Origin of the sequence: Streptomyces sp. BBFR25, from assembly GCF_044590125.1 — a bacterium.
GTDB classification, from domain to species: Bacteria; Actinomycetota; Actinomycetes; order Streptomycetales; family Streptomycetaceae; genus Streptomyces; species Streptomyces canus_D.
This window is the reverse complement of sequence record NZ_CP172447.1, coordinates 2,198,482-2,223,097: the sequence shown is the minus strand read 5'-3', so window position 1 is coordinate 2,223,097 and position 24,616 is coordinate 2,198,482. Positions and strand designations below refer to the sequence as shown.

Sequence of the window (24,616 nt, the reverse complement as noted above, 5' to 3'; positions counted from 1 at the left end):
GCACCCATGGCAACGCTTGAAATCCGAGACCTGCACGTCACCGTCGAGGCCGACAACGCCACGAAGGAGATCCTCAAGGGCGTCGACCTCACCGTGAAGCAGGGCGAGACGCACGCCATCATGGGCCCCAACGGCTCCGGCAAGTCGACCCTCGCCTACTCGCTGGCGGGTCACCCCAAGTACACGATCACCGGCGGCACCGTCACCCTCGACGGCGAGGACGTCCTGGAGATGTCCGTCGACGAGCGCGCCCGCGCCGGCCTCTTCCTCGCCATGCAGTACCCGGTCGAGGTCCCCGGCGTCTCCGTCTCCAACTTCCTGCGCACCTCCGCCACCGCCGTCCGCGGCGAGGCCCCCAAGCTGCGGCACTGGGTCAAGGAGGTCAAGGAGGCCATGGAGCGCCTCAACATGGACCCCGCCTTCGCCGAGCGCAACGTCAACGAGGGCTTCTCCGGCGGTGAGAAGAAGCGCCACGAGATCCTCCAGCTGGAGCTGCTCAAGCCGAAGGTCGCCATCCTCGACGAGACCGACTCCGGCCTGGACGTCGACGCCCTGCGCGTCGTCTCCGAGGGCGTCAACCGCGTCCGCGAGACCGGCGAGGTCGGCACGCTGCTGATCACGCACTACACGCGCATCCTGCGCTACATCAAGCCCGACCACGTGCACGTCTTCGCCAACGGCCGCATCGCCGAGTCCGGCGGCGCCGAGCTGGCCGACAAGCTGGAGGCCGAGGGCTACGAGGCATACACGAAGGGTGGCGCATCCGAGTGACACAGCTGCCGGGCCTCCTCGACACCGAGGCGATCCGCAAGGACTTCCCCATCCTGGACCGCCAGGTCCACGACGGGCACAAGCTCGTGTACCTGGACAACGCGGCGACCAGCCAGAAGCCGCGACAGGTGCTGGACGCGCTCAGCGAGTACTACGAGCGCTACAACGCCAACGTCCACCGCGGCGTGCACGTCCTCGCCGAGGAGGCCACGGCGCTGTACGAGGGCGCGCGTGACAAGGTCGCGGAGTTCATCAACGCGCCCTCGCGTGACGAGGTGATCTTCACCAAGAACGCCTCGGAGTCCCTCAACCTGGTCGCCAACATGCTGGGCTGGGCCGACGAGCCCTACCGCGTGGACCACGAGACCGAGATCGTCATCACGGAGATGGAGCACCACTCCAACATCGTGCCGTGGCAGCTGCTGGCGCAGCGCACCGGCGCGAAGCTCCGCTGGTTCGGTCTCACGGACGACGGCCGCCTGGACCTGTCCAACATCGACGAGGTCATCACCGAGAAGACGAAGATCGTCTCCTTCGTGCTGGTCTCCAACATCCTGGGCACCCAGAACCCGGTCGAGGCGATCGTGCGCCGCGCCCAGGAGGTCGGCGCGCTGGTGTGCATCGACGCCTCCCAGGCCGCGCCGCACATGCCGCTGGACGTGCAGGCCCTCCAGGCCGACTTCGTGGCCTTCACCGGCCACAAGATGTGCGGCCCGACCGGCATCGGCGTCCTGTGGGGGCGCCAGGAGCTGCTGGAGGACCTGCCGCCCTTCCTCGGCGGCGGCGAGATGATCGAGACCGTCTCGATGCACTCCTCGACCTACGCCCCGGCCCCGCACAAGTTCGAGGCGGGCACGCCCCCGATCGCGGGGGCGGTCGGCCTGGGCGCGGCGATCGACTATCTGAACTCGATCGGCATGGACAAGATCCTCGCCCATGAGCACGCGCTGACCGAGTACGCCGTCAAGCGCCTGCTGGAGGTGCCCGACCTGCGCATCATCGGCCCCACCACGGCCGAGGAGCGCGGCGCGGCGATCTCCTTCACGCTGGGGGACATCCACCCGCACGACGTGGGCCAGGTCCTCGACGAGCAGGGCATCGCGGTCCGGGTCGGCCACCACTGCGCCCGCCCCGTCTGCCTGCGCTACGGAATTCCTGCGACCACGCGAGCGTCGTTCTATCTGTACTCCACGCCGGCCGAGATCGACGCGCTGGTCGACGGCCTGGAGCACGTACGGAACTTCTTCGGCTGACGGGACGAGCGAAGAGCATGAAGCTGGACTCCATGTACCAGGAAGTCATCCTGGACCACTACAAGAACCCGCACGGGCGGGGCTTGCGGGATGGCGACGCCGAGGTCCACCACGTCAACCCCACCTGCGGGGACGAGATCACGCTCCGCGTGAAGTACGAGGGCACGACGATCAGCGACGTCAGCTACGAGGGCCAGGGCTGCTCCATCAGCCAGGCGAGCGCCTCCGTGCTGAACGACCTGCTGGTCGGCAAGGACCTCGCCCAGGCGCAGCGCATCCAGGAGACCTTCCTGGAGCTGATGCAGTCCAAGGGCAGGATCGAGCCCGACGACGCGATGGAGGAGGTCCTGGAGGACGCGGTCGCGTTCGCCGGGGTCTCGAAGTACCCGGCCCGGGTCAAGTGCGCCCTGCTGAGCTGGATGGCCTGGAAGGACGCGACCGCCCAGGCGCTGGACGGCGCCGACGCCGAGAAGGAGACGACGGCATGAGCGAGACCCTGGAGATGAAGCCGGCCTCGGAGGAGGAACTCCGCGAGGCCCTGATGGACGTCGTGGACCCCGAGCTGGGCATCGACGTCGTCAACCTCGGCCTGATCTACGGCATCCACGTCGACGACGCGAACATCGCCACCATCGACATGACCCTGACGTCGGCGGCCTGTCCGCTGACCGACGTGATCGAGGACCAGGCCAAGTCCGCCACGGACGGCCTCGTCAGCGAGCTGCGCATCAACTGGGTCTGGATGCCGCCGTGGGGCCCCGACAAGATCACGGACGATGGCCGCGAGCAGCTGCGCGCGCTCGGGTTCAACGTCTGAGCCACCCCGGCACGACGGCTGTGGAGAACGGCGGCACCTTCGGGTGCCGCCGGTCTCGCGTTCGCTCCCCGCCCGCGTTCCTCGTTATGTACGCTCGTACACATGGGATATCTGCTCCTGGCCGGAGCCATCGCCGCCGAGGTCGCCGGCACCACCGCCATGAAGTACAGCGAGGGGTTCAGCAGGCTGGTGCCGTCCCTGCTGACGGCCCTCGCGTACGTCCTGTCCTTCGCGCTCCTCGCCCAGACCCTGAAGGTCCTCGCCGTCGGCACGGCCTACGCCATCTGGGCCGGGGTGGGCACGGCCGCCATCGCCACCATCGGGGTCGCCTTCATGGGCGAGGGGATGACCCTCACCAAGGCCGCAGGCATCGCGCTGATCATCATCGGCGTCGTCGTCCTCAATCTGGGCGGGGCGCACTGATGCCCCGCCGCCACGATCCGGAACGCCGCCAGCGCATCATCGACGCGGCGATCAGAGTCGTCGGACGGGCGGGCATCGCCGGCCTCAGCCACCGCAGCGTCGCCGCCGAGGCGGACGTCCCGCTCGGCTCCACCACCTACCACTTCGCGACCCTGGACGACCTCATGGTCGCCGCCCTGCGTCAGGCCAACGAGGGCTTCGCCCGGGTCGTCGCCGCCCACCCCGCCCTGTCCGACCCCGAGGCCGACCTGCCCGGCGAACTCGCCCGCGTCCTCGGCGCGTGGCTCGGCGGCGACCGCACCGGCGTGGAGCTGGAGTACGAGCTGTACCTCGCCGCCCTGCGCCGCCCCGCGCTGCGCCCGGTCGCCGCCGAGTGGGCCGAGGGCGTGGGCGCCCTGCTCGCCGCCCGCACCGACCCCACGACCGCCCGCGCCCTGGTCGCCGTACTGGACGGCATCTGCCTCCAGGTGCTGCTGACGGACACGCCGTACGACGAGGAGTACGCCCGTGAGGTGCTGGCCCGGCTGGTCCCCGCGCCCGGTACCCGAGACGGCTGCGGTCCCGGCTCGCTTCCACCGGCGGCGGCCGGTTAGGTTGCCCTCATGACCGACACGACTGCTCCCCGCACCACCGGCGCCGTGGCCGCCGGCCTCGCCACGATCGCCGCCGACGGCACCGTCCTCGACACCTGGTTCCCGGCCCCCGAACTGTCCGACGCGCCCGGTCCCTCCGGCACCGAGCGGCTCACCGCCGAACAGGCCGCCGAACTCCTGGGCGGCGGCGCCACCGCAGCGGTCGGTCCGGACGCCCGCCGCGGCGTCGAGGTGGTCGCGGTCCGCACGGTCATCTCCTCGCTGGACGAGAAGCCGGTCGACACGCACGACGTCTACCTGCGCCTGCACCTGCTCTCCCACCGCCTGGTCAAGCCGCACGGCCAGAACCTGGACGGCATCTTCGCCCACCTCGCCAACGTCGCCTGGACCTCGCTCGGCCCGGTCGCCGTCGACGACATCGAGAAGGTCCGCCTCAACGCCCGCGCCGAGGGCCTGCACCTCCAGGTCACCTCGGTCGACAAGTTCCCCCGCATGACGGACTACGTCGCCCCCAAGGGCGTCCGCATCGCCGACGCGGACCGGGTCCGCCTCGGCGCGCACCTTTCCGCGGGCACCACGGTCATGCACGAGGGCTTCGTCAACTTCAACGCCGGCACGCTGGGCACCTCGATGGTCGAGGGCCGCATCTCCGCGGGCGTCGTCGTCGGCGACGGCTCCGACATCGGCGGCGGCGCCTCCACCATGGGCACCCTCTCCGGCGGCGGCAACGTCCGCATCGTCATCGGCGAGCGCTGCCTGGTCGGCGCCGAGGCGGGCGTCGGCATCGCGCTGGGCGACGAGTGCGTGGTCGAGGCCGGCCTCTACGTCACCGCGGGCACCCGCGTCACGATGCCCGACGGCCAGATCGTCAAGGCCCGCGAACTCTCCGGCGCCTCCAACATCCTCTTCCGCCGCAACTCGGTCACCGGCACGGTCGAGGCCCGCCCGAACAACGCGGTGTGGGGCGGCCTGAACGAGGTACTGCACAGCCACAACTGAGCCGACGCCGGTTCGTCGAGCGCCCCCTCCGCGTGTCGTGGGGAGGGCGCTCAGGTGTTCGCCGGGGTGGGCTGCTCCTGTTGGCGGCGGACGATTTCTGTGATCCAGGTGGGGGCGTACGGGGAGGTGCAGCCCGGGGGAGTGGGGTAGTCCTTCAGGACTCCGAGGCGTTCGCCGATGGCGAGGGCGCGGGGGCGGTGTTCGGGGTGGTCGATGCCGATCCAGGCCAGGCAGTGGTTCATCGCCCACTGCAGGCGGTCCGGGGCGTCCTTCATCTCGGACTCGACGGTGTCCAGCAGGGCCGTGAGGTCGAGACCGGCGGGCTTCTTCGTCACGCGTTCGGTGGTGAGTGCCCAGCCGGCGCTCGCGACCACCGGGTCCGGGTCGGCGGTCCAGGCCGTGCGCAGTTCCTCGGCGTGCGGGTTCTTCTTCACCACGTAGTTCACGAGCCAGTCGTGCACCTTGGGGGTGCGGGCCTCGCGCAGCATGGCGTCCAGTTCGGCGCGGTCGTAGGACTTGGGGCGGCAGATCAGGACGGCCAGCAGGCGTGCGGCGGTGTCGTCCGTGGCCCAGAGGTCGCGTGCGAGTGCGGGCCGGGTCTTCAGGCGCTTCGCGAGTGCGCGCAGCCTGGTGAGGTTCACGCCGTGGTCGTCGCCGTGCTTCTCGTTCACGGCCCGGACCCGCGGGTCCTCCAGCGCGGCCAGCTCGGCCATCACCTCGGCCACCGTCGGGTCGGTCGTCTGCTCCGGCACCTCGGTCGCCTCCTGTCGCCCTCGGCGGTCATCTGCGGGGGCTCAGCCTACGGCGCTCAGCGTTTCAGGGCCCGGTAGCGCTTCAGCAGTGCGGTGAGGCGGGCCTGGTCGGCCGCTCCGTTCAGCTCGGTCAGCAGGTCGTCGGGGCACAGCTCGTAGTGGTCGCCCCACCAGCGGCGGCCCTTGCCGTCCCATATGCGGTATCCGCCCGGAACGCCCCGGGTCACGTAGCGTCTTCTGCTCATCGCGGGCAACCGTAACGCGCACGTACGGATGACTGCCCGTGACTTACCGGTGGTCTTGGCGGATGAACGGGTGGACGCAGAGTCCGATCAGACGCCGATCCGACGAGACGAGGACCTGGGATGACGCCTGAGAGCACGCCCGAGACGCCGAACGAGCGGGTGAGGGCCGCAGCGCGCCTGCTGGCCGGGGCGGGTGCCGCGGTGCTGATGTGCTGCGGGTCGGTGTGGGCCGCGGGGGCCGCGCACGCCGACGAGACGACGACCGGCTCGCACAACGGCCCCCGCGTGGGGCTCCTCAACGTCCACGTCGGCCAGATCGACGACCCGGCGGAGGACGTGCTGGAGCACACCCTGCTGTTCGGCGACGGCTACGCCTGGGACTGACCGGAGTGGGCGGCCAGTTCCTCGTAGGCCGCCAGCAGATCGGCCGTGGTCTCCCGGTCCGCGGGCCGCAGCGGCGCGCGGACCGGGCCCGCCGGGAGGCCCAGCGCGCCCAGGAGGGCCTTGGCGGTGACCGTGCCGGGCAGACCGGCCGCCATCATCGCCTCGACGAGCGGAATCGCCCGCCGCTGGAGCAGGGCGGCCCGGCCGGTGTCGCCCGCGTCGAAGGCGTCGAGGACGGCCCGGAACAGGTCCGGCGCGATGTTGGCGACGGTGCTGACGTACCCGGCCGCTCCGACCGCGTAAAGGGCGAGGACCTGCTCGTCGCAGCCCGCGTAGTACGCCAGGCCGGTGCGGGACAGCACCTTCTGGGTGCCGAGGAGGTCGTAGGCGCAGTCCTTGACGGCGACGATCCGGGGGTGCCCGGCGAGGCGGACCAGGGTGTCGGGTTCGATGCGGGTGCCGGTGCGGCCCGGGATGTCGTAGAGCATGACGGGCAGCCCGCTCGCGTCGGCGACCTCGCGGAAGTGCGCCTCCAGGGCGTCCTGCGGCGGCCTGCTGTAGTACGGCGCGACCACCAGCAGTCCGTCCGCGCCCGCCTTCTCGGCGGCCAGGGCCAGTTCCACGGTGTGCCGGGTGTCCGCGGTGCCGACCCCGGCGACGAGTGCCGCCCGGTCCCCGACCGCCTCCCGGACCGCCGTCACCAGCGCCGCCTTCTCGGCGTCCGTGGTGGTCGGCGACTCGCCGGTGGTGCCCGACAGCACCAGGCCGTCGCAGCCCCGGGAGACCAGGCGCTCGGCGAGCCGCCGGGCACCGTCGAGGTCGAGTGCGCCGGACTCGGTGAAGGGCGTGACCATCGCGCACAGGGCGCGGCCGAAGGGGGCGGCGGGGCGGTCGTCGTCTGTCGTCATGGGAGTAGTGTCGGCGCCTCGACAGTGTAGCTCCACTTAATTCTTCTACGAGGTATCTGTAAGAAATGGTTCAGTGAGGAGTGGTGTCCGGCGTTCGCGACGGCGCGGGTGCCGACAGGGGTAGTGCCGTTCGGCCCGGGGTACCCGGGGTGCTCCGAACCGAGAGGAGGCGGGAACACCGTGACCGGAACCCTGCACACCAGGCCGGTGCGCGACGAGCAGCACTCCGTGGGCGAACTCGTCGGGCAGGCCACCGAACAGCTCTCCCGGCTCGTGCGCCAGGAAGTGGCCCTCGCCAAGATGGAACTGGCCGAGAAGGGCAAGCGGGCCGGGCGCGGCGGCGGCATGCTCGGTGCCGCGGGCGCCATCGCCTACGTGGGCCTGTTCGCCCTGGCCGGCACGGCCATCGCCGCGCTCTCGCTGGTGCTGCCCGTCTGGGCCGCGGCGCTCATCGTGACGGCGGCGCTCTTCGTGATCGCCGGCGTACTGGCCATGACCGGTCGCGCCCAGCTCCGCCGGGCCGTGCCGCCCAAGCCCGAGGAGACCCTCGACAGCGTCAGGGCCGACGTCGACCAGATCAGGGAAAGGGCACATCGATGACCGACGCGACGAGCCGGGACGGTTCGAGGAGCGGCTCCACCGCGCAGCCGGTCGGCGGGGCGAAGGGCCCCGACGAGCTGCGCAGGCAGATCGAAGAGACCCGCGGCCAGCTCGGCGACACCGTGGAGGAACTGGCGGGCAAGGCCGACGTGAAGGGCCGCGCCAAGGCCCGGGCCGCCGACCTCAAGGACAAGGCGGGCGCCATGAGCGTGCAACTGCGCAGCTCCGCCGCGCACGCCGGGCACGCCGTACAGGACAAGGCGGGGCGGGCCGGGCACACCGCGCAGGACAAGGCGGGCCGGGCCAAGGAGGCCGCGGAGCGGCACGCGCCGCCCGGACGGGCACGCGGTGCGGTGCGGGCGGGGCTCGGACACCCGCGTGTCGTGCTGGCCGCCGGGGCGGCGGCGGGCGTGGTGGTCGCGGCGAGCCTCGTGCGGCACCGTCGGCACGGGCACTGCTGAGCCCTCGGAGGGCGCGGTGCGGCGAGGGGCTCCGGGCGGGGCCCCTCGTCACGTACGTCGTGCCAGTATGGGCAAGGACTTGACCTCAACCTTGGTCGAGGTCGGAGAGTGGTGCGTGTACCCGACGCGCACCGATCACTGGAGGCCGGCATGACCCGCCGCACCGACGCCCACCCCCACCTCGCCCGCCCCGACGCCCTGGCGCCCTTCTTCAGCACCTGGCGGGTCGGCACCCCCGAGCGGCAGCGGCAGACCGTCGACGCCATCGCCCGTACCTGGGAGAACCGGCCCTGGCCCGCCGAAGACCTGCGCGGCTACCACGTCTACACCGGGCACGACGGCAGCACGCTGCTGCACCACTCCCAGTGGGCGAGCGAGCAGGCGTACGAGGCCTTCGTGAAGACCCACCGGCAGGAACGGGTCGACGAGATCGACACCGCCGTGCCGGGCATCGAACGGCTGGGGCTCGGCAGGTACCGGCACTACCGCGCCGCGACCCGGAACGCCGGGGCGGCGGCCCTCGTCCCCGGCTGCATCGTGATCGTCGACGTCGAGTTCGAGGGGCCGGACCCCGACCGGCAGCGTGCCTGGGTCGACGCCGTCCTCGAGGCCCTGGAGAGCGAGCCGGCGCAGCACCCCGGCGGCATCTCCGCCCACTTCCACCTCAGCACCGACGGCACGCGCGTCCTCAACTACGCCGAGTGGGAGAGCGCGCAGGCCCACATCGACGCACTCGCCGCACCGGGCGACGGGGTCGGCTCGGCGACGCCCCAGTGGGAGCGGGTGCAGAACTGGCCGGGTCTGAAGAGCAGCACGGTCGGCCGCTACGACCACGCGCTGGGCCTCGTGCCCCGCTGAGACCCCGGACCCGCACCCACCGGGGGCCTGTTACGGACGGAACCGCAGCACCTGCGGGTCGTGGTCGCTGATCTGGTCGTGGAACTCGGCGTTGACGTGCACGCTGTCGTAGGACAGGTGCCCGCCGCGGCGGACCGACGGGCTGACCAGGATCTGGTCGAGGACCTGGCTGTTGCCCTGGTAGACGTACGAGTAGCGCTCGCTCCTCGGCAGCGACTTCACCGCCGACCACAGGGCCCCGTCGTCCTCCAGGATGCGGGTGGTCGTCGAGAACTCGAAGTCGTTGATGTCACCGAGGGCGACGACGTCGGCGTTCTTCTGGGTGGCCAGGATCTCCTTGACGAAGGTGTTCACCGCCGTCGCCTGGGCGTGGCGCTGGGTCTCCGAACTGCGCGACGGCGGCTGGTACTGCGCCGTCAGACCCTGGTCGCCGCCCTTGGAGTTGAAGTGGTTGGCGATGACGAAGACCGTCCGGCCGCGGAAGACGAACTCACCGGCCAGCGGCTTGCGGCTGTTCTCCCAGGCCGGGTTCGCCGGGTCGACCCGGCCGGGGGAGAGTGTCAGGGCCGCCTTGCCGCGCACCTCGCGCACCCCGGTCGCCGTGGTGGCGTCGCCGCCCGCGCGGTCGGTGAAGGAGACCCGCTCCGGGTTGAACAGGAACGCCTGGCGGATGTTGCCGCCGGGCTCGCCGCCGTCCGCCTTGTCCACCGGGTCGACGCCCCGCCACTCGTAGCGCGGGCCGCCGGCCGCGACGACGGCGTCGATCAGCTTGCCGACCGTCGCGTCGGCCGCCACCGTGCCGTCGTCCGTGGCGCCGTTGTTGTCCTGGATCTCCTCCAGGGACACGATGTCGGGCGACTTCAGGTGGTGCACGATCGTTTCGGCGTGCGCGGTGAAGGTGTCGTCCGACGGGTCGAGGTTCTCGACGTTGTACGTCGCCACGGCCAGCTCGCGGGAGCTCTGCCGACGCGTCGACTCGCGCTCCGTGCCGCCGCTCTCCAGGGTGCCGATCTCGCTCGCGACCAGCGTGTAGCCGCCGTACTGGTTGTAGTCCAGCGGTCCGGCGGTGGTGCCGGCGAGCGTGTCGCCCACGTCGGCGGCGGGGAAGTCGGCCGGCTTGCCGAGCGACTGGATCTGCAGCCGGCCGGTGTTCTGGTCGTCGTAGGAGCCGTAGACCGTGCCGCCGCGGCGGTTCGGGTTCTCCCAGGGCTTCACCGTGACCCACAGCTCGGTGTACGGGTCCGAGGCGCCGACCACGCGGGCGTCGGCGACGCGGACGTTCATGCCCTCCAGGGACTCGTAGTAGTCCAGGGCATACGTCCTCGGCCTCAGGGGCAGGCCGTTGACCGAGCCGTTCGCCGCCCCCTCGCCCTCGGGGGCGTACGCGCGGGGCACGGAGCGGGCGGAGACTGTCGTCGCGGCCGGGAGGGCGTTGCCGCCGGAGACGACGGTGACCGTCGGGCGGGTGATCTCGGTCAGGGACTGGTTCCCCGAGGACGTGCCGCCGGGGACGTACTCCGAGACCGTGCCGGAGACGGTGACCGCGTCACCGACGGCGACCTGAGGGGCCTTGCTGGTGAAGACGAAGACGCCCTCACTGGTGGCCGGGTCCGCGTCCGGGCGCGGGTCCTGGATCCAGAAGCCCTTGGAGGAGCCGTAGCCGCGGACGCCGGTGACGATTCCGGCCACGTCCGTGACCTGCCGGCCGGCGTACGGGGACAGCCGGGTGCTGCCCTGGATGTCGTGGATCCGCACGGAGTCGTCCGGTGCGGAACCGGCGTGCGCGGGCACGGTGAGGACGACGGTGGACGCCGCCGAGCAGACGGCGGCGACGGTGAGCGCGGCGAGGCGCGCGGAGGACTTGCTGGCCAACGGATCCCTCCGGGGATGTGACGTGGCGCGGGACTCTACGCGCGTCAATCTCCTGCGTGGTCCGGCCAGTTGTCAAGGTTTCGGCCATGTACACCACCCGTCGGGGAGATGAACCGGGCGGCATGGGTGGAAACCCGTCTAGGCTGAGCAGTCGTACGGCGGTCAAGAGGCGCGCGAGGAGAAACTTCCCATGTCAGACAGCTCCACCCTGCCGCCCGCACGGCTGCGCCCCGAAGCGGAGCTGGCCCGCGACGCGCTGTCCGCGCCGGTGCTCGCGCGGGCCGCGCGACTGGCCCGCTGGGCCGACGCCGGCACCCGCGTCGACGCCGGGGGCGGGCTCGTCGAGGAGCAGCTGCCGGCGGCGGCCGAGCAGCTCGGGCTGAGCGGGGACGACGCCGCCGCGTACGCGAGCGAGGCCTGGCGGATCGCCGTGGACACCGGGCTCGTGGAGATCACCGACGAGGAGGCGGGCACCGTGGCCGCGGGCGAGGACCTCGCCCTGCTCACCGGCGGCTCGCCTCAGGACGTGCTCGGGGTGTGGCTCACCGCCCTGGAGGCCGTGCTCGCCGACGCGAGCGTGCCCGACCTCGACGACCTGGTCGACGCGATGGCCGAGGGCGGCGAGGTCGACCTCTCCTCCCTCGACTGGGACCCCGACGCCGAGTCCGAGTTCCTCGACGGGGTGCTCGGCAACCTCTACCTGCTCACCGTCGGAGACGACGGCCCCGGCGACGCGCCGGTGCCGCTGCCCGCGCTGGCCGCCTCCATGATCGTGCCCAGCGACATGGGCGAGCCCAGCAACGAGGTCCTGGAGCGGGTGTCGGACGCGATGATGCGCCTGGACGACCAGTTCCGGCAGCTCGAACCGATCGGCCTCGTCGAGTACCAGCCGGTCGACGAGGCGCTCATGGCCGACGCCGACGAGGAGCCCGCCGCGCCCGTCGACGAGGCCGACGTCACCCGCTACGGCATGGTGCGGCTCACCCCGCTCGGGCTGTACGGGCTGCGCGCCCGCCTCCTGGACGCCGGGTTCGAGGCCCCCGCCGTCGGCGACCTCGCCGACAAGGGCGCCGACGCGCTGCTCGACGGCACCGCCCCCTTCCCGCCGGCCGCGGCCCACGCCGAGACCGAGCTGTGGCTGGCCGGACGGAGCCCGCTCGACGCCGCCCGCGAACTGCTCGCGGCGGCCCGCGGCTCCGACACCGGCGCGCCGCTGCGCCGGCTGCGCTGCCAGCAGGCGCTCTCCCTCGTCGGCGCGGAGGCCGAGCCCGCGCTGCGGGAGGTCCTCGACGACGCCGAACTGGGCGGCCTGGCCAGGGTTTGGCTCACCGAGCACGGGGCCCGGGACGTACCGGCCCCGTCACAGGACATGGTCTTCTGGCTGACCATCGACACCGTGGCCGCCCAGCTCGCCGCCGAGGGCAACTCCGAGGAGCTGCGCGCCCTGGTGGAGGGCCTCGCCCGCCAGCACAGCGGATTCTTCGACACGGTCTGGCGGGTCGAGCACCCGGCCACGCCGGACGTCCTGGAGGCGATGGGGCGGCTGCACCCCGACAAGAAGATCGCCAAGGAAGCCCGCAAGGCGGCGTTCAAGGCACGCTCCCAGCAGGGCGGCTGACGGCCGCGAACGGGGGCGGCCGGTTGGCTTGTGGGCGGGGGTGTGGTGGGTGGGTGAGCCGGTCCGGCGGGGCATCGGCCTTCGGCCGGGAGGAGGCGGTCGGGCCTCGGCCGGGAAGCGCGGCCGGGGGCGGCCGGGGCGCGGAGGCGGGGCGCGATCGTGCGGGAGAGGTCTTCGCCAGTTCAGGTTCTGTTCAGGTGTCGGCGGGATTCCCGTTCAGGCGGGGGCGGAACCGTGACGCCGGACCGAGGTCCGCCACCCTCCACGGCTCGCCCACCGTCACAGGAGACACCATGTCGCTCACCCGCAGGGACTTCGCCAGTCGATCCGCGCTCACCGGCGCCGGGGTCGTACTGGCGGGCAGCGTCGGCGCCCTCGCCACCGCCCCGAACGCCCTCGCGTCCACGGACACCGACCGCGTGGGGGAGGAGCACGGTCACGGGCACGACGGCCACCACGGCCACGGCGGGGTCGGCTACGGGCCGCTGATCCCCGACCCGGACGGCATCCTCGCCCTGCCCGCCGGCTTCCGGTACGAGATCATCACCTACTCCGGCCGCACCAAGCTGGAGTCCGGCGAGTACACCCCCTCCAACCACGACGGCACCGCCACCTTCGACGGCCCGCGCGGCACCACCCTCCTCGTCAACAACCACGAACTCGGCGGCCACCGCGACGACTGGCCGCACCCCGTCCCGCTCACCGAGGGCCTCGTCTACGACCCGGCCGCCGCCGGTGGCTGCACCGTCGTGGAGGTCCGCCGCGGCGGCCACGTCGCCGAGTGGGTCGGCATCGCCGGTACCGCCACCAACTGCGCGGGCGGCAGCACCCCGTGGGGCACCTGGCTGACCTGCGAGGAGACCGAGGACAAGGCCGGCGAGGAGGGGATGACCAAGGACCACGGCTACGTCTTCGAGGTCGACCCCGAGGACCGCCGCGCCAACCGCGACCCCAAGCCGATCAAGGCGCTCGGCCGCTACGCCCACGAGGCCGTCGTCATCGACCCCAAGCGCGGCCACGCCTACCTCACCGAGGACGCCTCGGGACCCAACGGCCTGCTCTACCGCTGGACCCCGCCGGAGCACTTCCGGCACGGCCGCGGCCGACTGCGCACCCTCGCCGACGACGCCGGGGTCCTCCAGGCCTTCAAGTGCTTCGACTCCGGCGGCAAGTTCGTCGACGACCTGTCCCGCGCCACGAAGACCGGCACCGTCTACGGCGTGGACTGGGTCGACGTCCCCGACCGCGACGCGCGGACCACCTCCGTGCGCAAGCAGTTCGGCGCCGGTGAGGTCACCCGGGCGCGCAAGCTGGAGGGCATGTGGTGGGCCGACGGCGGCGCCTACATCGTCTCCTCCTTCGCGCGTGACGAGAGCCCCGGCCGCCCGCACGACGGGCAGGTCTGGTTCTACGACCCCAAGCGCCGCACCCTCACACTGAAGGTCCTGCTCGGCGTCAACGCCGACCCGTCCGCCGACGGCGCCTTCGACGGCCCGGACAACATCACCGTCTCCCCGTACGGCGGCCTGGTCATCGCCGAGGACGGCGACGGCGTCCAGCACCTGTTCGGCGCCACCGACAGCGGCCGCACCTACCCCATCGCCCGCAACGAACTGAACCTGGGCACCGAGGACGACCCCGAATACAGCGAGTTCACCGGCGTCACCTTCTCGCCCGACGGCCGGACCCTCTACGCCAACATCCAGACGCCGGGCATCATGCTGGCGATCACCGGGCCGTGGAAGCGCCAGAAGCGCCGCTGATTTAATTCGCTCGCCCGACCGGTGGCCGCCCTTTTAGAGTGATGAACGTCCAGGTGCGAAGGCAGGACCTACTTCCACTGATAATGGGGCGGTCGCGGGTTCGAATCCCGTCACCGGTACAACGCGCCGGTGTAGCTCAGCGGTTGGAGCACCTTGTCGGTTCCGCCGACCTGAACTCTGGACACCCATAACTTCACGCACCTCCCGGTGCGCGGACCGCGGCTACTTCTTCTCTCAAAAGAATCCCATGCCGCTGTCCACTTGATCTCGGGAGGCCGGCAGTCGAGGGGTGCCCGGTGCGCAGGCAGCGGATACTTCCTTTGTTCGGACGGTTGCGGGTTCGAACCCCGTCACCGACTTCGGGTCGGTGTAGCTCAATTCGGCAGAGCATCCGCATGTTCCGTCGCCGATTCCGACCTCGGGCACCCTTCTGCTGCCGTGTCTCCCTCCGGAAAAGTTCGAGATTTCGAGAATTCGGGGGGAATTCACCATGGCGCGATTCAACACCAGGACCGCGAAGGCGCAGCCCACCTCGCGCGTGACCTCGACGGGCCGCGTACTGCGCACCTACGAGGGCGGCCGGGGCAGCGAGCGGGACCCGCGCTCCGAGCTGTTCCTGCAAGCGGTGGCCAACTTCGTGTCCCAGCGGACCTTCTACGAGACCGGCGACGCCCGCGACGACCGCTTCGCCACGCTCGTGCGCGAACTCGCCCTCAGCGACCCGTCCTGGACGGCCGGCCTGCTCGGCTGGCTGCGCGGCGAGGGCAACCTGCGCACCGCCTCGATCGTCGGCGCCGCCGAGTACGTCAAGGCACGCCTCGACTCCGGCGTCACCGACGGACCGTCGAACCGGCAGGTCGTCGCCTCCGTGCTGCGGCGGCCCGACGAGCCCGGCGAGCTGCTCGCCTACTGGACGGCGACCTACGGCCGCGCCGTGCCCAAGCCGGTCAAGCGGGGGATCGCCGACGCCGTACGGCGGCTCTACCACGGCAAGTCGCTGCTGAAGTACGACACCGCGTCCAAGGGATACCGCTTCGGCGACATCCTCAACCTGGTGCACGCGGCGCCCGACCCGGACAAGCCGTGGCAGGGCGAGCTGTTCCAGTACGCCCTCGACCGCCGGCACAACCCGGACAGCGCGGTGCCGCCCGTATCGAACCGCGTCCTGACCGCGCACCGCGAGCTGATGGCGCTGCCCGTCGCCCAGCGGCGCGCGGTGGTCACGGCGCCCGACGGCGCCGAGCGGCTCGCGGCGGCGGGCATCACGTGGGAGATGCTGGCCGGCTGGCTCCAGGGCCCGATGGACAAGGCCGCCTGGGAAGCGGTGATTCCGTCCATGGGAGCGATGGCATTGCTCCGAAACCTGCGGAACTTCGACGAGGCCGGTGTCTCGGACGAGGTCGCGGCCCGGGTCGCGGCGCGGATCAGCGACCCGGCCGAGGTGGCGCGCTCGCGGCAGTTCCCCTTCCGCTACCTCGCCGCGTACCGGCACGCGCCCTCGCTGCGCTGGTCGTACCCGCTGGAGCAGGCGCTCGGCCACTCGCTGGCCAACGTGCCCGCCCTGGGCGGCCGGACGCTGGTCCTCGTGGACCGGTCGGGCTCGATGTTCTACTCGCGGATGTCGGACCGCTCCGAACTGACCCGGGCCGACGCGGCGGCGGTCTTCGGTACGGCGCTGGCGCTGCGGGCGGCCGACGCGGACCTGGTGGAGTTCGGTTCGTCGAGCAACCGCGTGAAGTACCGCGACGGCGAGTCGGTGCTGAAGGTCCTGGGCCGCTTCGGCGACCTCGGCGGCACCGACACCACCGAGGCGGTCCGGCGCCACTACAAGCGGCACGACCGGGTGCTGATCGTCACCGACGAGCAGTACGCGTACAGCCGGCACGGCGACCCGACCGAGCAGGTGCCGCGGGACGTACCCGTCTACACCTGGAACCTCGCCGGGTACCGGGCGGGCCACGGTCCGTCGGGCAGGGCGAACCGGCACACCTTCGGCGGGCTCTCCGACGCGGCGTTCCGGATGGTGCCGCTGCTCGAGGCGGGCCGGGACGCCGACTGGCCCTGGGACGCCCGGGCCGAGCACGCGGGGTAGGGTGCCCGGAAGGTTGCCCGCTGTGCAGGGAGGGGCTGTGGCGCAGGTCAGGCCCATGCGGGCGGATGCCCGGCGTAATCGTGAGCGGCTGCTGGCGGTGGCGGCGGAGGCGTTCGCGGAGCACGGTGAGGGTGCCTCCCTGGACGACATCGCCCGGCGTGCCGGGGTGGGGGTCGGCACCCTGTACCGGCACTTCCCGACCCGGCAGGCGCTGCTGGAGGCCGCCTACCTCGAACGCGTCGAGGCGATCGCGGCCCGCGCCGACGTGATCGCGGCGGCGCGGCCGCCGGGGGCGGCGCTCCTCGCGTGGCTCGACGAGCTGGCCGTCGGGATGCTCCAGGTGCGCGGGCTCAAGGCGCTGCTCGGTACGGCCGTCACCGATGGCGGGCCCGCGTGCGGCGACTGCGTGCGCGGTGCGGCGACCCGGCTGGTGCGGGCCGCGCAGGAGGCCGGTGCGCTGCGGGCGGACGTCGAGCCGGTCGAGGTGCTGCGGCTGCTGCACGGGGTGGTGACGGCGGCCGAGGCGGCCGACGAGGTGGACGGGACGGCCGTACGGCGGTATCTGTCGCTGCTCATGGAAGGTCTGGCGAGGCCGTAGGGGGCCGCCGCCCGTGGGACGGGCAGCGGCCCCTCTCGGCGTGCGGCCGGCTACAGCGCCTTCGCGGCCGGCTTCACCATGCCGCGGACCGTGCGGGACTTGACGAATTCGCCGATGGCGGTCATCTCCCACTCGCCGGAGTACTGGCGGATCAGCTTCGCCATCATCACGCCGGTCTGCGGCTCGGCGCTGGTGAGGTCGAAGCGGACCAGCTCCTCGCCGCTCGCGGCGTCCATGAGGCGGCAGTACGCCTTGGCGACCTCGGTGAACTTCTGGCCCGAGAACGAGTTCACCGTGAAGACCAGGCCGCTGACCTCCTGCGGGAGCCGCCCGAGGTCCACGACGATCACCTCGTCGTCGCCGCCGCCCTCGCCGGTCAGGTTGTCGCCGGAGTGCTTGATCGCGCCGTTCACGATCGAGAGCTTGCCGAAGTAGCAGCTGTCGACGTGGTTGCGCTGCGGCCCGTAGGCGATGACGGAGGCGTCGAGGTCGATGTCCTTGCCGCGGTAGGCGGGCTCCCAGCCGAGGCCCATCTTGACCTGGGAGAGCACCGGGCGGCCGCCCTTGACGAGGGACACCGTCTGGTTCTTCTGGAGGCTGACCCGGCCCTTGTCGAGGTTGATCTTGCCGGTGCCCGGGGCGGGCGCGGCCGGTGCGGCGGCGGGCGGGGCGGCGGGCATCGTGGGCGCCGCGGTGGGCGGGGGCGGGGGCGTGACCGCCTGGGGCTGTGGCGGGGCGGGCTGGGCGGCGGGGGCGGCGGGCTCCTCGACCGTGACGCCGAAGTCCGTCGCGATGCCGGCCAGGCCGTTGGCGTAGCCCTGGCCCACCGCGCGGGCCTTCCAGGCGCCGTTGCGCAGGTAGACCTCGACGATCACCAGGGCGGTCTCGGTGCCGAGCTGCGGGGGCGTGAAGGTGGCGAGCACGGAGTTGTCGTCCGCGTTGCGGATGGTGGCGGTCGGTTCGACGCCCTGGAAGGTCTGGCCGGCGGCGTCCGGGCTGGCGGTGACGACGATCTTCTCGATGCCCGGGGGGACGGCGGAGGTGTCCACCACGATCGCGTCCGGGGCGGTGCCGCCGCCGGAGCGGTAGGTCACGCCCTGGCCGGTGGGCTGGTTGTAGAAGATGAAGTCGTCGTCGGAGCGCACCTTGCCGTCGGCGGTGAGCAGCAGGCCCGATACGTCGAGCCGCACGGGAGCGGCGACGTCCACCGTCACGCGGGCGGCGGAGAGGGGGATGTTCGAGCCGGGGGTCATAGCTGTCATGCCGGGTGAACGAGCGAGGGCGTTTTACCGTTCCCTTACCCGGGGGCCAATCGGGGGCGGGGGTGGTGGGGGCGGCTGTCCCAGGGTGTTTTCGCCCCCGCCGCCCCTTCCCTTCCCGTCCCTGGGGGCTGCCGCCCCCAGACCCCCGCTTCGGCCCTGAACGGGCCTTGTCCTCAAACGCCGGACGGGCTGGCTGTGCCGGGCGGGCTGGAAAGTGCTACGGCACGACCACGATCTTCCTTCCCACGCCTGCCGCGAACTGTTCCAGGGCCTGGGGGTAGCGGGCCAGTTCGATGCGGTCGCTGATGAAGACGTCCGGGTCGAGGACGCCGTTCGCGAACAGCTCCGCCGCGCGCTCGTAGCTGTGGAGGACGGCCATCGAACCCGTGATGGTGATCTCCTGGTTGTAGATGCGGTACGGGTCGATCTGGACGCGCGTCGCATAGTCGGCGACGCCGAACTGGAGGAAGGTGCCGGCCTTGGCGACCCGGTCCAGGCCGTCCTGGATCGCCGCCGCGTTGCCGGTGGCGTCGATGACCAGGTCCCAGCCCTGGGGGCGGTCCAGCTCGTCGGGGCTGGCCGCCGAGGCCGAGACGCCGAGGCCGCGGGCGGTCTCCAGGCGGGCGGGGTTGAGGTCGACCATGTCGACGCTGGCCGCGCCGGTGCGCTTGGCCAGCTCCAGCATCATCAGGCCCATCGTGCCGGAGCCGTAGATCAGGACGTGGGCGCCGAGGCGGGACTGGAGGACGTCGTAGCCGCGGACGGCGCAGGAGAGCGGCTCGATCAGGGCCGCGTCCTGGGTGCGGACGTGCTCGGGGAGCTTCACGCAGTTCGCGACCGGTGCGACCGCGTACTGGGCCGCACCGCCCGCCGTCGTCACGCCGATGGCCGCCCAGCGTTCGCAGAGGTTGTTGTGGCCGGTGCGGCAGTAGCGGCACTCGTAGCAGTAGAGGGAGGGGTCCACGGCCACCTGGTCGCCGACCGCCACCTCCGTGACCTGGGCGCCGACGCCGACCACCTCGCCGGCGAACTCGTGGCCCGGCACGATGGGGAGCTTGGGCGCGAACTCGCCCTGGAGGATGTGCAGGTCGGTGCCGCACAGGCCGCAGGCGGCGACCTCGACGACGACCTCGCGCGGCCCTGGCGTCGGGTCCGGGACCTCGGTGACGACGGCGCGGCCCACGGACTCGATGACGGCGGCCTTCATTTCACGGCTCCCAACGACAGGCCCTGGACCAGTTTGTCCTGGGCGGCGAACCCCGCGGCGAGCACCGGCAGGGAGATGACGAGCGACGCGGCGCACACCTTGGCCAGGAAGAGGCCCTGGCTGGTGATGAAGCCGGTCAGGAAGACGGGGGCGGTCTCGGCGACCACGCCCGTCAGCACCCGGGCGAAGAGCAGTTCGTTCCAGCTGAAGATGAAGCAGATCAACGAGGTGGCGGCGATGCCCGGGAGGGCGATGGGGGCCACGACCCGGACCAGGATCGTGGGCAGTTTCGCGCCGTCCACGCGTGCGGCCTCGATGATCGCGACCGGGACCTCGGCCAGGAAGGACTGCATCATCCAGACCGCGATCGGGAGGTTCATCGACGTGTAGAGGATGACCAGCAGCCAGATGTTGTCCAGCATGTCGGTGTTCTTGGCGAACAGGTAGATCGGCAGCAGGCCCGCCACCACCGGCAGCATCTTGGTGGAGAGGAAGAAGAACAGGACGTCCGTCCACTTCTTCACCGGGCGGATGGACAGGGCGTAGGCGGCGGGCAGGGCCAGGACCAGGACGAAGAGGGTCGAGGCGATGGACGCCACCGCCGAGTTGACCAGTGCGGGCCAGGGGCTGGCGCCGCCGCCCGCGCCGAAGAACTCGCGGTAGCCGTCCAGCGTCAGGGACGCCGCGAAGGACGGCGGGTTGGTGGCGGCGTCCGACTCCGAGTGGAAGGAGGTCAGCGCCATCCAGGCGATGGGCAGGAAGAAGACGACGCCGACCAGCCAGGCCACCAGGCCGAGTCCGGCACCGGCCCTGCGGCGGGTGCGTACGGGCGGCTTGGCGTCGGTGACGACGGGGCGTACGGCGGTGGCGGTCATGCGCGGCCGACCTCCTCGCGGAACAGGGACGACACCACGCGCAGCGCGAAGGTGGCGATGATGATCGAGCCGATGACGACCAGGACGCCCGCGGCCGACGCGAGGCCGTTCTCGTGGGCCTGGTAGAAGCTCTGGTAGACGGTGTAGGGCAGGTTGGCGGTGCCCAGGCCGCCGGACGTGATCGTGAAGACCGCGTCGAAGTTCTGGACGATGTAGATCGAGCCGAGCAGGGCGCCGAGTTCCAGGTAGCGGCGCAGGTGGGGGAGGGTGAGGTGGACGAAGATCTGCCAGTCGCTCGCGCCGTCCACCCGGGCGGCCTCGATCTGCTGCTGGTCGCGGCTCTGCAGTCCGGCCAGCAGGATGAGCATCATGAACGGCGTCCACTGCCACACCAGTGAGGCCTCGACCGCGAGCAGCGGGGTGTTCGAGATCCAGTCCGGTTGGGGCCCGCCGACGTAGTGCAACAGGCCGTTGAGCAGGCCGTATTCGGGGTTGTAGAGGACGTGCTTCCACAGCAGCGCCGCCGCCACCGGGACCACCAGGAAGGGGGCGATCAGGAGGGTGCGGACCACGCCGCGGCCCTTGAACCTCCGGTCGAGGAGCAGGGCGAGGGCCAGGCCGAGGACCAGGCTGACCAGGACGACCGCCACGGTGAGCAGGATCGTCGTCCAGACCGACTTGCGCAGGGCCGGGTCGCTCAGGACGTCGCCGTAGTTGGCGAAGCCGGTGAAGCTGCGGGCGTCCGGGTAGAGGGCGTTCCAGTCGAAGAAGGAGATCACCAGGGTCGCCACGAAGGGCAGCTGGGTGACCACGATCATGAAGATCAGGGCGGGGAGGAGCGGGGCGCGGGTGGCCCAGGCGCGCAGCCGGGTGGACGGCGGGCGGACGGTGGGGCGTGTGTGGTCGGGTGCGGCCGAGGGGGCCGTGGTCGTGGCGGTCATCGTCCCTCGTACTCCTCGGAGATCTGCTCGGCGAGCTGCTGGGACTTCTTCAGGGCCTCCTCGACGGACTGGCGTCCGGCGATGGCCGCGCTGATCTCCTGCGAGACCTTGGTGCCGAGGTCGGTGAACTCGGGGATGCCGACGAACTGGATGCCGGGCGCGGGCCGCGGCTGCACGCCGGGGTCCTTGGGCTTGGCGCCCTCGATGGCCTTCCTGGTCATCTCCTGGAAGGCGGCGGCCTCCTTGGCGTAGGCGGGGTTCTCGTACGTCGAGGCGCGCTTGCCGGCCGGGACGTTGGACCAGCCGATCTCGTCGCCCACCAGCCGCTCGTACTCCTTGCTGGACGCCCAGGAGACGAACTTCCAGGCCTTGTCGGAGTTGCGGGAGGCCTTCTGGATGCCCCAGGCCCAGGTGTAGAGCCAGCCGGAGGAGTCCGTCTTCTCCACGGGCGCCGGGGCGTAGCCGATCTTGCCCTTGACCGGGGACTTGGCGGCGTCCAGCGAACCGGCCGCCGAGGTGGCGTCGTACCACATGGCGACCTTGCCCTGGGTCATGTTGTTCAGGCACTCGGCGAAGCCGGACTGGGCGGCGCCGGACTCGCCGTGCTCGCGGACCAGGTCGACGTAGAACTTCGTCGCCTTCTGCCACTCGGGGGAGTCGAGGCGGGCCTGCCAGTCCTGGTCGAACCAGGTGCCGCCGAAGGTGTTCACGACCGTGGTCAGGGGTGCCATCAGCTCGCCCCAGCCGGGCAGCCCGCGCAGGCAGATGCCCTTCATGCCGGGCTCGGACCCGTCGAGTTTCTCGGCGAAGTCCGCCACCTGGGTCCAGGTGGGGTGCGCGGGCATCTCGAGGCCCGCCTCGGCGAACAGGTCCTTGCGGTACATCAGGAAGGAGGACTCGCCGTAGAAGGGCTGCCCGTAGAGCTTGCCGTCGTCGCCGGTGAGGGACTCGCGCATCGGGCCGAGGATGTCCTGCTCGTCGTAGGCCGGGTCCTTCGCGACGTAGGAGTCCATCTCGTGCAGCCAGTCGTTGCGGGCGTAGATCGGTATCTCGTAGTTGGAGAGGGTGGCGGCGTCGTACTGGCCGGCCTGGTTGGCGAAGTCCTGGCTGATCTTGTCGCGGACGTCGTTCTCCGGCAGGACGGTGAAGTTCACCTTGATGCCGGTCTCCTTGGTGAAGTGGTCGGCGGTGAGCTTCTGCAGTTCGACCATCTGCGGGTTGTTGACCATCAGGACGTTGATGGCGTTGCCGCCGGAACCGGCGCCGCCCGCCCCGACCCAGCAGCCGGTGAGCAGCGGGGCGAGCAGCGTCCCTGCGGCGGCCATGGCGAGTGTGGCTCGCGGCCTCCGTCGGCTCTGGGTTCGCATGGATCGCTCCTGAACGTATGGGGAGGTATAGGGAGGTAAGGGGCAGTGGGAGGGGTGGGTGTGCCGTGCGGGGACCGGAGTTGACCGGTTGTCAGACGCGGATGACCTGGGGGCCGAGCAGGGAGTAGCGGTGGGCCTCGGCCGAGGGCAGCAGGGTGCTGGTGACGATGGCCTCCAGGGCGCCGACCTCGGCGAAGCGGCAGAAGCTCACCGCCCCGAACTTGGTGTGGGCGCCGACGAACACCGTGCGGCGGGCGGCCCGGATGGCCTGCGCCTTGACCTCGCTGACCGCGGGGTCGGGGGTGGTGAGGCCGTGCTCGCGGGAGATGCCGTTGGCGCCGATGTAGGCCAGGTCGACGACGAAGCCGGCCAGCATCTTCGTCGTCCAGTGGTCGACGGTGGCCAGGGTGCCCGGGCGGACCCGGCCGCCGAGCAGCAGGACGGAGGTGTCGCCCGCCTCCGCCAGCGCGCCCGCGACCGGGAGGGACGCGGTGACCACGGTCAGCGGCCGGTCCCTGGGCAGTGCCTCGGCGATGAGCTGGGGGGTGAAGCCCTCGTCGACGAAGACCGTCTCCGCGTCGCCGAGCAGTTCCGCGGCCGCGGACGCGATCCGGCGCTTCTCGGGCACGTGGCTGGTGGCGCGGAAGGCGAGCGTGGTCTCGAACCCGGCGCTCTCCACCGGGTAGGCGCCGCCGTGGGTGCGGCGGACCAGGCCGTGGTCCTCCAGGGCGCGCAGGTCCCGTCGTACGGTCTCCTTGGCGACGCCCAGTTCGGCGGCGAGGGCGGTGACGTCGACCGAGCCGGTGGCGCGGGCGACCCGCACGATCTCGTGCCGACGCTCTTCCGTCGTCCTCGTGTTCATGCCGAACACCCGCCTCACCGCCTCGTCGCCGTGTGCCTGCCCGTTCGGGCCCGTGTGGTCCTTGGGGGAAGTTCTACAGCGGCCGCGCGGCACTGACCAGGTCTGTTGCGGACCCGATACTGCCCGGGTGGGCCCGTTTGCGGTGCCGGGTGCCCGTCTCGGACCTGGGGCGCAGCGCGGGGCGGGGTGGGAACGGGCAGTGCGGATGCCCGCATGCCGAAGCGGACGGGCCCGTTCGGTGCCCGTCCGCTTCTTCGAGGGTGGTGCGGGGTCGTCTTCCGGTCAGTACGGCCAGATCGGGGGGTCGGTCACGAAGTGGCCGCCCAGGCGGGCGTGCGCCGGGTTGCCGGGGTCGAGGTCGCCCTGCTCGGCGAGGAGCTTGTCGGCGTACGGCTCGGAGTCGTCCTGGGGTTCGTAGCCGAGCGCCCGCGCGGAGGTGAGGTCCCACCACAGCCGGGTGTTGGCGGAGGAGCCGTGGACGACGGTGTGCCCGACGTTCTCGGCGGTGAGGGCCGCGTGGAAGAGGCGGGCGCCGTCCGCGGGGCTCATCCACACCGAGAGCATGCGCACGCTGGTCGGCTCGGGGAAGCAGGAGCCGATGCGGACGGAGACGGTCTCGATGCCGTGCTTGTCCCAGTAGAGCTGGGCGAGGTCCTCGCCGAAGCACTTGGACAGGCCGTAGAAGGTGTCCGGGCGGCGCGGTGTCTCGATGGGGATGAGGGGGTCGTCGCCCTGCGGGCGCGGGGTGTAGCCGACGGCGTGGTTGGAGGAGGCGAAGACGATGCGGCCGACGCCCTCCTCGCGGGCGGCCTCGTACAGGTGGTACGTGCCCTCGATGTTGGCCTTCAGGATCTTCTCGAAGGGGGCTTCCAGGGAGATGCCCGCGAGGTGGATGATCGCGTCGACGCCCCGGACCGCCTCGCGCAGGGCGTCCCGGTCGGCGAGGTCGGCGACGATCGCGTCCGGCTCGTCCTCGATGGGGCGCAGGTCGAGCAGGCGCAGCTCGTAGCCGTGGCCGGGGAGCAGTTCCCGCATCAGGGTGCCGAGGCCGCCGGCGGCGCCGGTGAGCAGGACGGTGCGGGGAGCGGGCATCCT

The 24,616-nt window shown here is 71.7% G+C and carries 26 protein-coding genes and 1 tRNA gene; 16 read left to right on the top strand and 11 right to left on the bottom strand.

What is annotated here, in order from left to right; all coding sequences use genetic code 11:
• Window positions 1–6 precede the first annotated feature (6 nt).
• The 7 genes from sufC to dapD all read left to right on the top strand — a co-directional run bounded on the left by sufC (window position 7) and on the right by dapD (window position 4,856).
• Entirely contained in the window at window positions 7–771 is a 765-nt protein-coding gene (gene sufC / locus ACGH52_RS10105) for a Fe-S cluster assembly ATPase SufC (RefSeq protein ID WP_031046948.1), read from the top strand.
• Window positions 768–2,024 carry a cysteine desulfurase gene (locus ACGH52_RS10100; RefSeq protein WP_076973791.1) on the top strand — a complete coding sequence of 419 codons (1,257 nt, stop codon included), beginning with the start codon at window positions 768–770 and terminating at the stop codon, window positions 2,022–2,024. Before sufC ends, ACGH52_RS10100 begins: the two co-directional genes overlap by 4 nt.
• Window positions 2,025–2,041: 17 nt before the next feature.
• The gene (gene sufU / locus ACGH52_RS10095; protein WP_059301800.1) at window positions 2,042–2,512 is read left to right on the top strand and encodes a Fe-S cluster assembly sulfur transfer protein SufU; all 471 of its coding nucleotides are present in this window, start codon (window positions 2,042–2,044) and stop codon (window positions 2,510–2,512) included.
• A complete protein-coding gene (locus ACGH52_RS10090; protein ID WP_059301801.1) occupies window positions 2,509–2,841 on the top strand; it encodes a metal-sulfur cluster assembly factor in 333 nt (110 codons plus the stop codon). Before sufU ends, ACGH52_RS10090 begins: the two co-directional genes overlap by 4 nt.
• 102 nt (window positions 2,842–2,943) lie before the next feature.
• Window positions 2,944–3,264: a multidrug efflux SMR transporter gene (locus ACGH52_RS10085; protein ID WP_059301802.1), complete on the top strand. Its 321-nt coding sequence runs from the start codon at window positions 2,944–2,946 to the stop codon at window positions 3,262–3,264.
• Entirely contained in the window at window positions 3,264–3,857 is a 594-nt protein-coding gene (locus ACGH52_RS10080; protein ID WP_399938669.1) for a TetR/AcrR family transcriptional regulator, read from the top strand. Before ACGH52_RS10085 ends, ACGH52_RS10080 begins: the two co-directional genes overlap by 1 nt.
• A 9-nt stretch (window positions 3,858–3,866) precedes the next feature.
• Entirely contained in the window at window positions 3,867–4,856 is a 990-nt protein-coding gene (dapD, locus tag ACGH52_RS10075; protein WP_210977930.1) for a 2,3,4,5-tetrahydropyridine-2,6-dicarboxylate N-succinyltransferase, read from the top strand.
• 50 nt (window positions 4,857–4,906) lie between these two features.
• On the opposite strand, the gene ACGH52_RS10070 is transcribed toward dapD, so the two are convergent.
• Both ACGH52_RS10070 and ACGH52_RS10065 read right to left on the bottom strand, forming a co-directional pair.
• Complete coding sequence (locus tag ACGH52_RS10070; RefSeq protein WP_399946698.1) at window positions 4,907–5,569, bottom strand: DNA alkylation repair protein; 663 nt, start codon at window positions 5,567–5,569, stop codon at window positions 4,907–4,909.
• A 95-nt stretch (window positions 5,570–5,664) separates the two neighbouring features.
• Window positions 5,665–5,853: a hypothetical protein gene (locus ACGH52_RS10065; protein ID WP_399938667.1), complete on the bottom strand. Its 189-nt coding sequence runs from the start codon at window positions 5,851–5,853 to the stop codon at window positions 5,665–5,667.
• 120 nt (window positions 5,854–5,973) lie between these two features.
• On the opposite strand from ACGH52_RS10065, the gene ACGH52_RS10060 reads away from it, so the two are divergent.
• Window positions 5,974–6,237, top strand: a complete 264-nt coding sequence (locus ACGH52_RS10060; RefSeq protein WP_076973788.1) for a hypothetical protein — start codon at window positions 5,974–5,976, stop codon at window positions 6,235–6,237.
• Here the strand turns inward: ACGH52_RS10060 and dapA are convergent.
• Window positions 6,222–7,145, bottom strand: a complete 924-nt coding sequence (gene dapA, locus ACGH52_RS10055) for a 4-hydroxy-tetrahydrodipicolinate synthase (RefSeq protein ID WP_399938665.1) — start codon at window positions 7,143–7,145, stop codon at window positions 6,222–6,224. The two genes, ACGH52_RS10060 and dapA, sit on opposite strands and share 16 nt — an antisense overlap.
• Before the next feature lie 180 nt (window positions 7,146–7,325).
• Between dapA and ACGH52_RS10050 the strand changes: the two genes are divergently transcribed.
• The 3 genes from ACGH52_RS10050 to ACGH52_RS10040 all read left to right on the top strand — a co-directional run bounded on the left by ACGH52_RS10050 (window position 7,326) and on the right by ACGH52_RS10040 (window position 9,064).
• Window positions 7,326–7,745, top strand: a complete 420-nt coding sequence (locus ACGH52_RS10050) for a phage holin family protein (protein ID WP_076973786.1) — start codon at window positions 7,326–7,328, stop codon at window positions 7,743–7,745.
• Window positions 7,742–8,206, top strand: coding sequence for a DUF3618 domain-containing protein (locus tag ACGH52_RS10045; protein WP_399938663.1), 465 nt, complete (start codon window positions 7,742–7,744; stop codon window positions 8,204–8,206). The genes ACGH52_RS10050 and ACGH52_RS10045 overlap by 4 nt, the downstream gene beginning before the upstream one ends.
• Before the next feature lie 150 nt (window positions 8,207–8,356).
• Window positions 8,357–9,064 carry an antibiotic biosynthesis monooxygenase gene (locus ACGH52_RS10040; protein WP_210977927.1) on the top strand — a complete coding sequence of 236 codons (708 nt, stop codon included), beginning with the start codon at window positions 8,357–8,359 and terminating at the stop codon, window positions 9,062–9,064.
• A gap of 30 nt (window positions 9,065–9,094) precedes the next feature.
• Here ACGH52_RS10040 and ACGH52_RS10035 read toward each other — a convergent pair whose 3' ends face one another.
• Window positions 9,095–10,936, bottom strand: coding sequence for an endonuclease/exonuclease/phosphatase family protein (locus ACGH52_RS10035; RefSeq protein ID WP_399938660.1), 1,842 nt, complete (start codon window positions 10,934–10,936; stop codon window positions 9,095–9,097).
• Window positions 10,937–11,126: 190 nt separating this feature from the next.
• Between ACGH52_RS10035 and ACGH52_RS10030 the strand changes: the two genes are divergently transcribed.
• The 5 genes from ACGH52_RS10030 to ACGH52_RS10010 all read left to right on the top strand — a co-directional run bounded on the left by ACGH52_RS10030 (window position 11,127) and on the right by ACGH52_RS10010 (window position 17,007).
• Window positions 11,127–12,554 (top strand): hypothetical protein, encoded by a 1,428-nt coding sequence (locus ACGH52_RS10030; protein WP_399938658.1) that lies wholly within the window; start codon window positions 11,127–11,129, stop codon window positions 12,552–12,554.
• A gap of 293 nt (window positions 12,555–12,847) precedes the next feature.
• Window positions 12,848–14,317, top strand: coding sequence for a PhoX family protein (locus ACGH52_RS10025; protein ID WP_399938657.1), 1,470 nt, complete (start codon window positions 12,848–12,850; stop codon window positions 14,315–14,317).
• A gap of 17 nt (window positions 14,318–14,334) precedes the next feature.
• Window positions 14,335–14,436 (top strand) — tRNA-Ile (locus ACGH52_RS10020).
• Window positions 14,437–14,807: 371 nt separating this feature from the next.
• On the top strand, window positions 14,808–16,409 hold the full coding sequence (locus ACGH52_RS10015) for a TROVE domain-containing protein (protein WP_076973780.1): 1,602 nt from the start codon (window positions 14,808–14,810) through the stop codon (window positions 16,407–16,409).
• A gap of 37 nt (window positions 16,410–16,446) precedes the next feature.
• Window positions 16,447–17,007, top strand: a complete 561-nt coding sequence (locus ACGH52_RS10010) for a TetR/AcrR family transcriptional regulator (protein ID WP_059301815.1) — start codon at window positions 16,447–16,449, stop codon at window positions 17,005–17,007.
• Between the two features lie 50 nt (window positions 17,008–17,057).
• On the opposite strand, the gene ACGH52_RS10005 is transcribed toward ACGH52_RS10010, so the two are convergent.
• From ACGH52_RS10005 to ACGH52_RS09975, 7 genes are all read right to left on the bottom strand, one after another.
• The gene (locus tag ACGH52_RS10005) at window positions 17,058–18,260 is read right to left on the bottom strand and encodes a TerD family protein (protein ID WP_399946695.1); all 1,203 of its coding nucleotides are present in this window, start codon (window positions 18,258–18,260) and stop codon (window positions 17,058–17,060) included.
• A gap of 226 nt (window positions 18,261–18,486) precedes the next feature.
• Window positions 18,487–19,476 carry a zinc-dependent alcohol dehydrogenase family protein gene (locus ACGH52_RS10000; RefSeq protein ID WP_059301817.1) on the bottom strand — a complete coding sequence of 330 codons (990 nt, stop codon included), beginning with the start codon at window positions 19,474–19,476 and terminating at the stop codon, window positions 18,487–18,489.
• On the bottom strand, window positions 19,473–20,351 hold the full coding sequence (locus ACGH52_RS09995) for a carbohydrate ABC transporter permease (RefSeq protein WP_059301818.1): 879 nt from the start codon (window positions 20,349–20,351) through the stop codon (window positions 19,473–19,475). Before ACGH52_RS09995 ends, ACGH52_RS10000 begins: the two co-directional genes overlap by 4 nt.
• Window positions 20,348–21,292: a carbohydrate ABC transporter permease gene (locus ACGH52_RS09990; protein WP_210976868.1), complete on the bottom strand. Its 945-nt coding sequence runs from the start codon at window positions 21,290–21,292 to the stop codon at window positions 20,348–20,350. The genes ACGH52_RS09995 and ACGH52_RS09990 overlap by 4 nt, the downstream gene beginning before the upstream one ends.
• Entirely contained in the window at window positions 21,289–22,659 is a 1,371-nt protein-coding gene (locus ACGH52_RS09985) for a sugar ABC transporter substrate-binding protein (protein WP_121702837.1), read from the bottom strand. Before ACGH52_RS09985 ends, ACGH52_RS09990 begins: the two co-directional genes overlap by 4 nt.
• 91 nt (window positions 22,660–22,750) lie before the next feature.
• Complete coding sequence (locus ACGH52_RS09980) at window positions 22,751–23,521, bottom strand: DeoR/GlpR family DNA-binding transcription regulator (RefSeq protein WP_059301915.1); 771 nt, start codon at window positions 23,519–23,521, stop codon at window positions 22,751–22,753.
• A gap of 282 nt (window positions 23,522–23,803) precedes the next feature.
• On the bottom strand, window positions 23,804–24,613 hold the full coding sequence (locus ACGH52_RS09975; RefSeq protein ID WP_399938655.1) for an NAD-dependent epimerase/dehydratase family protein: 810 nt from the start codon (window positions 24,611–24,613) through the stop codon (window positions 23,804–23,806).
• Between the last annotated feature and the right edge of the window lie 3 nt (window positions 24,614–24,616).

Bases quoted from the DNA above. Each gene is read 5' to 3' on its own strand.
- sufC (WP_031046948.1), top strand. From the start codon at position 7: ATGGCAACGCTTGAAATCCGAGACCTGCACGTCACCGTCGAGGCCGAC.
- sufU (WP_059301800.1), top strand. From the start codon at position 2,042: ATGAAGCTGGACTCCATGTACCAGGAAGTCATCCTGGACCACTACAAG.
- ACGH52_RS10090 (WP_059301801.1), top strand. From the start codon at position 2,509: ATGAGCGAGACCCTGGAGATGAAGCCGGCCTCGGAGGAGGAACTCCGC.
- ACGH52_RS10085 (WP_059301802.1), top strand. From the start codon at position 2,944: ATGGGATATCTGCTCCTGGCCGGAGCCATCGCCGCCGAGGTCGCCGGC.
- ACGH52_RS10080 (WP_399938669.1), top strand. From the start codon at position 3,264: ATGCCCCGCCGCCACGATCCGGAACGCCGCCAGCGCATCATCGACGCG.
- dapD (WP_210977930.1), top strand. From the start codon at position 3,867: ATGACCGACACGACTGCTCCCCGCACCACCGGCGCCGTGGCCGCCGGC.
- ACGH52_RS10070 (WP_399946698.1), bottom strand. From the start codon at position 5,569: ATGGCCGAGCTGGCCGCGCTGGAGGACCCGCGGGTCCGGGCCGTGAAC.
- ACGH52_RS10065 (WP_399938667.1), bottom strand. From the start codon at position 5,853: ATGAGCAGAAGACGCTACGTGACCCGGGGCGTTCCGGGCGGATACCGC.
- ACGH52_RS10060 (WP_076973788.1), top strand. From the start codon at position 5,974: ATGACGCCTGAGAGCACGCCCGAGACGCCGAACGAGCGGGTGAGGGCC.
- dapA (WP_399938665.1), bottom strand. From the start codon at position 7,145: ATGACGACAGACGACGACCGCCCCGCCGCCCCCTTCGGCCGCGCCCTG.
- ACGH52_RS10045 (WP_399938663.1), top strand. From the start codon at position 7,742: ATGACCGACGCGACGAGCCGGGACGGTTCGAGGAGCGGCTCCACCGCG.
- ACGH52_RS10040 (WP_210977927.1), top strand. From the start codon at position 8,357: ATGACCCGCCGCACCGACGCCCACCCCCACCTCGCCCGCCCCGACGCC.
- ACGH52_RS10030 (WP_399938658.1), top strand. From the start codon at position 11,127: ATGTCAGACAGCTCCACCCTGCCGCCCGCACGGCTGCGCCCCGAAGCG.
- ACGH52_RS10025 (WP_399938657.1), top strand. From the start codon at position 12,848: ATGTCGCTCACCCGCAGGGACTTCGCCAGTCGATCCGCGCTCACCGGC.
- ACGH52_RS10015 (WP_076973780.1), top strand. From the start codon at position 14,808: ATGGCGCGATTCAACACCAGGACCGCGAAGGCGCAGCCCACCTCGCGC.
- ACGH52_RS10005 (WP_399946695.1), bottom strand. From the start codon at position 18,260: ATGACCCCCGGCTCGAACATCCCCCTCTCCGCCGCCCGCGTGACGGTG.
- ACGH52_RS10000 (WP_059301817.1), bottom strand. From the start codon at position 19,476: ATGAAGGCCGCCGTCATCGAGTCCGTGGGCCGCGCCGTCGTCACCGAG.
- ACGH52_RS09995 (WP_059301818.1), bottom strand. From the start codon at position 20,351: ATGACCGCCACCGCCGTACGCCCCGTCGTCACCGACGCCAAGCCGCCC.
- ACGH52_RS09990 (WP_210976868.1), bottom strand. From the start codon at position 21,292: ATGACCGCCACGACCACGGCCCCCTCGGCCGCACCCGACCACACACGC.
- ACGH52_RS09985 (WP_121702837.1), bottom strand. From the start codon at position 22,659: ATGCGAACCCAGAGCCGACGGAGGCCGCGAGCCACACTCGCCATGGCC.
- ACGH52_RS09980 (WP_059301915.1), bottom strand. From the start codon at position 23,521: ATGAACACGAGGACGACGGAAGAGCGTCGGCACGAGATCGTGCGGGTC.
- ACGH52_RS09975 (WP_399938655.1), bottom strand. From the start codon at position 24,613: ATGCCCGCTCCCCGCACCGTCCTGCTCACCGGCGCCGCCGGCGGCCTC.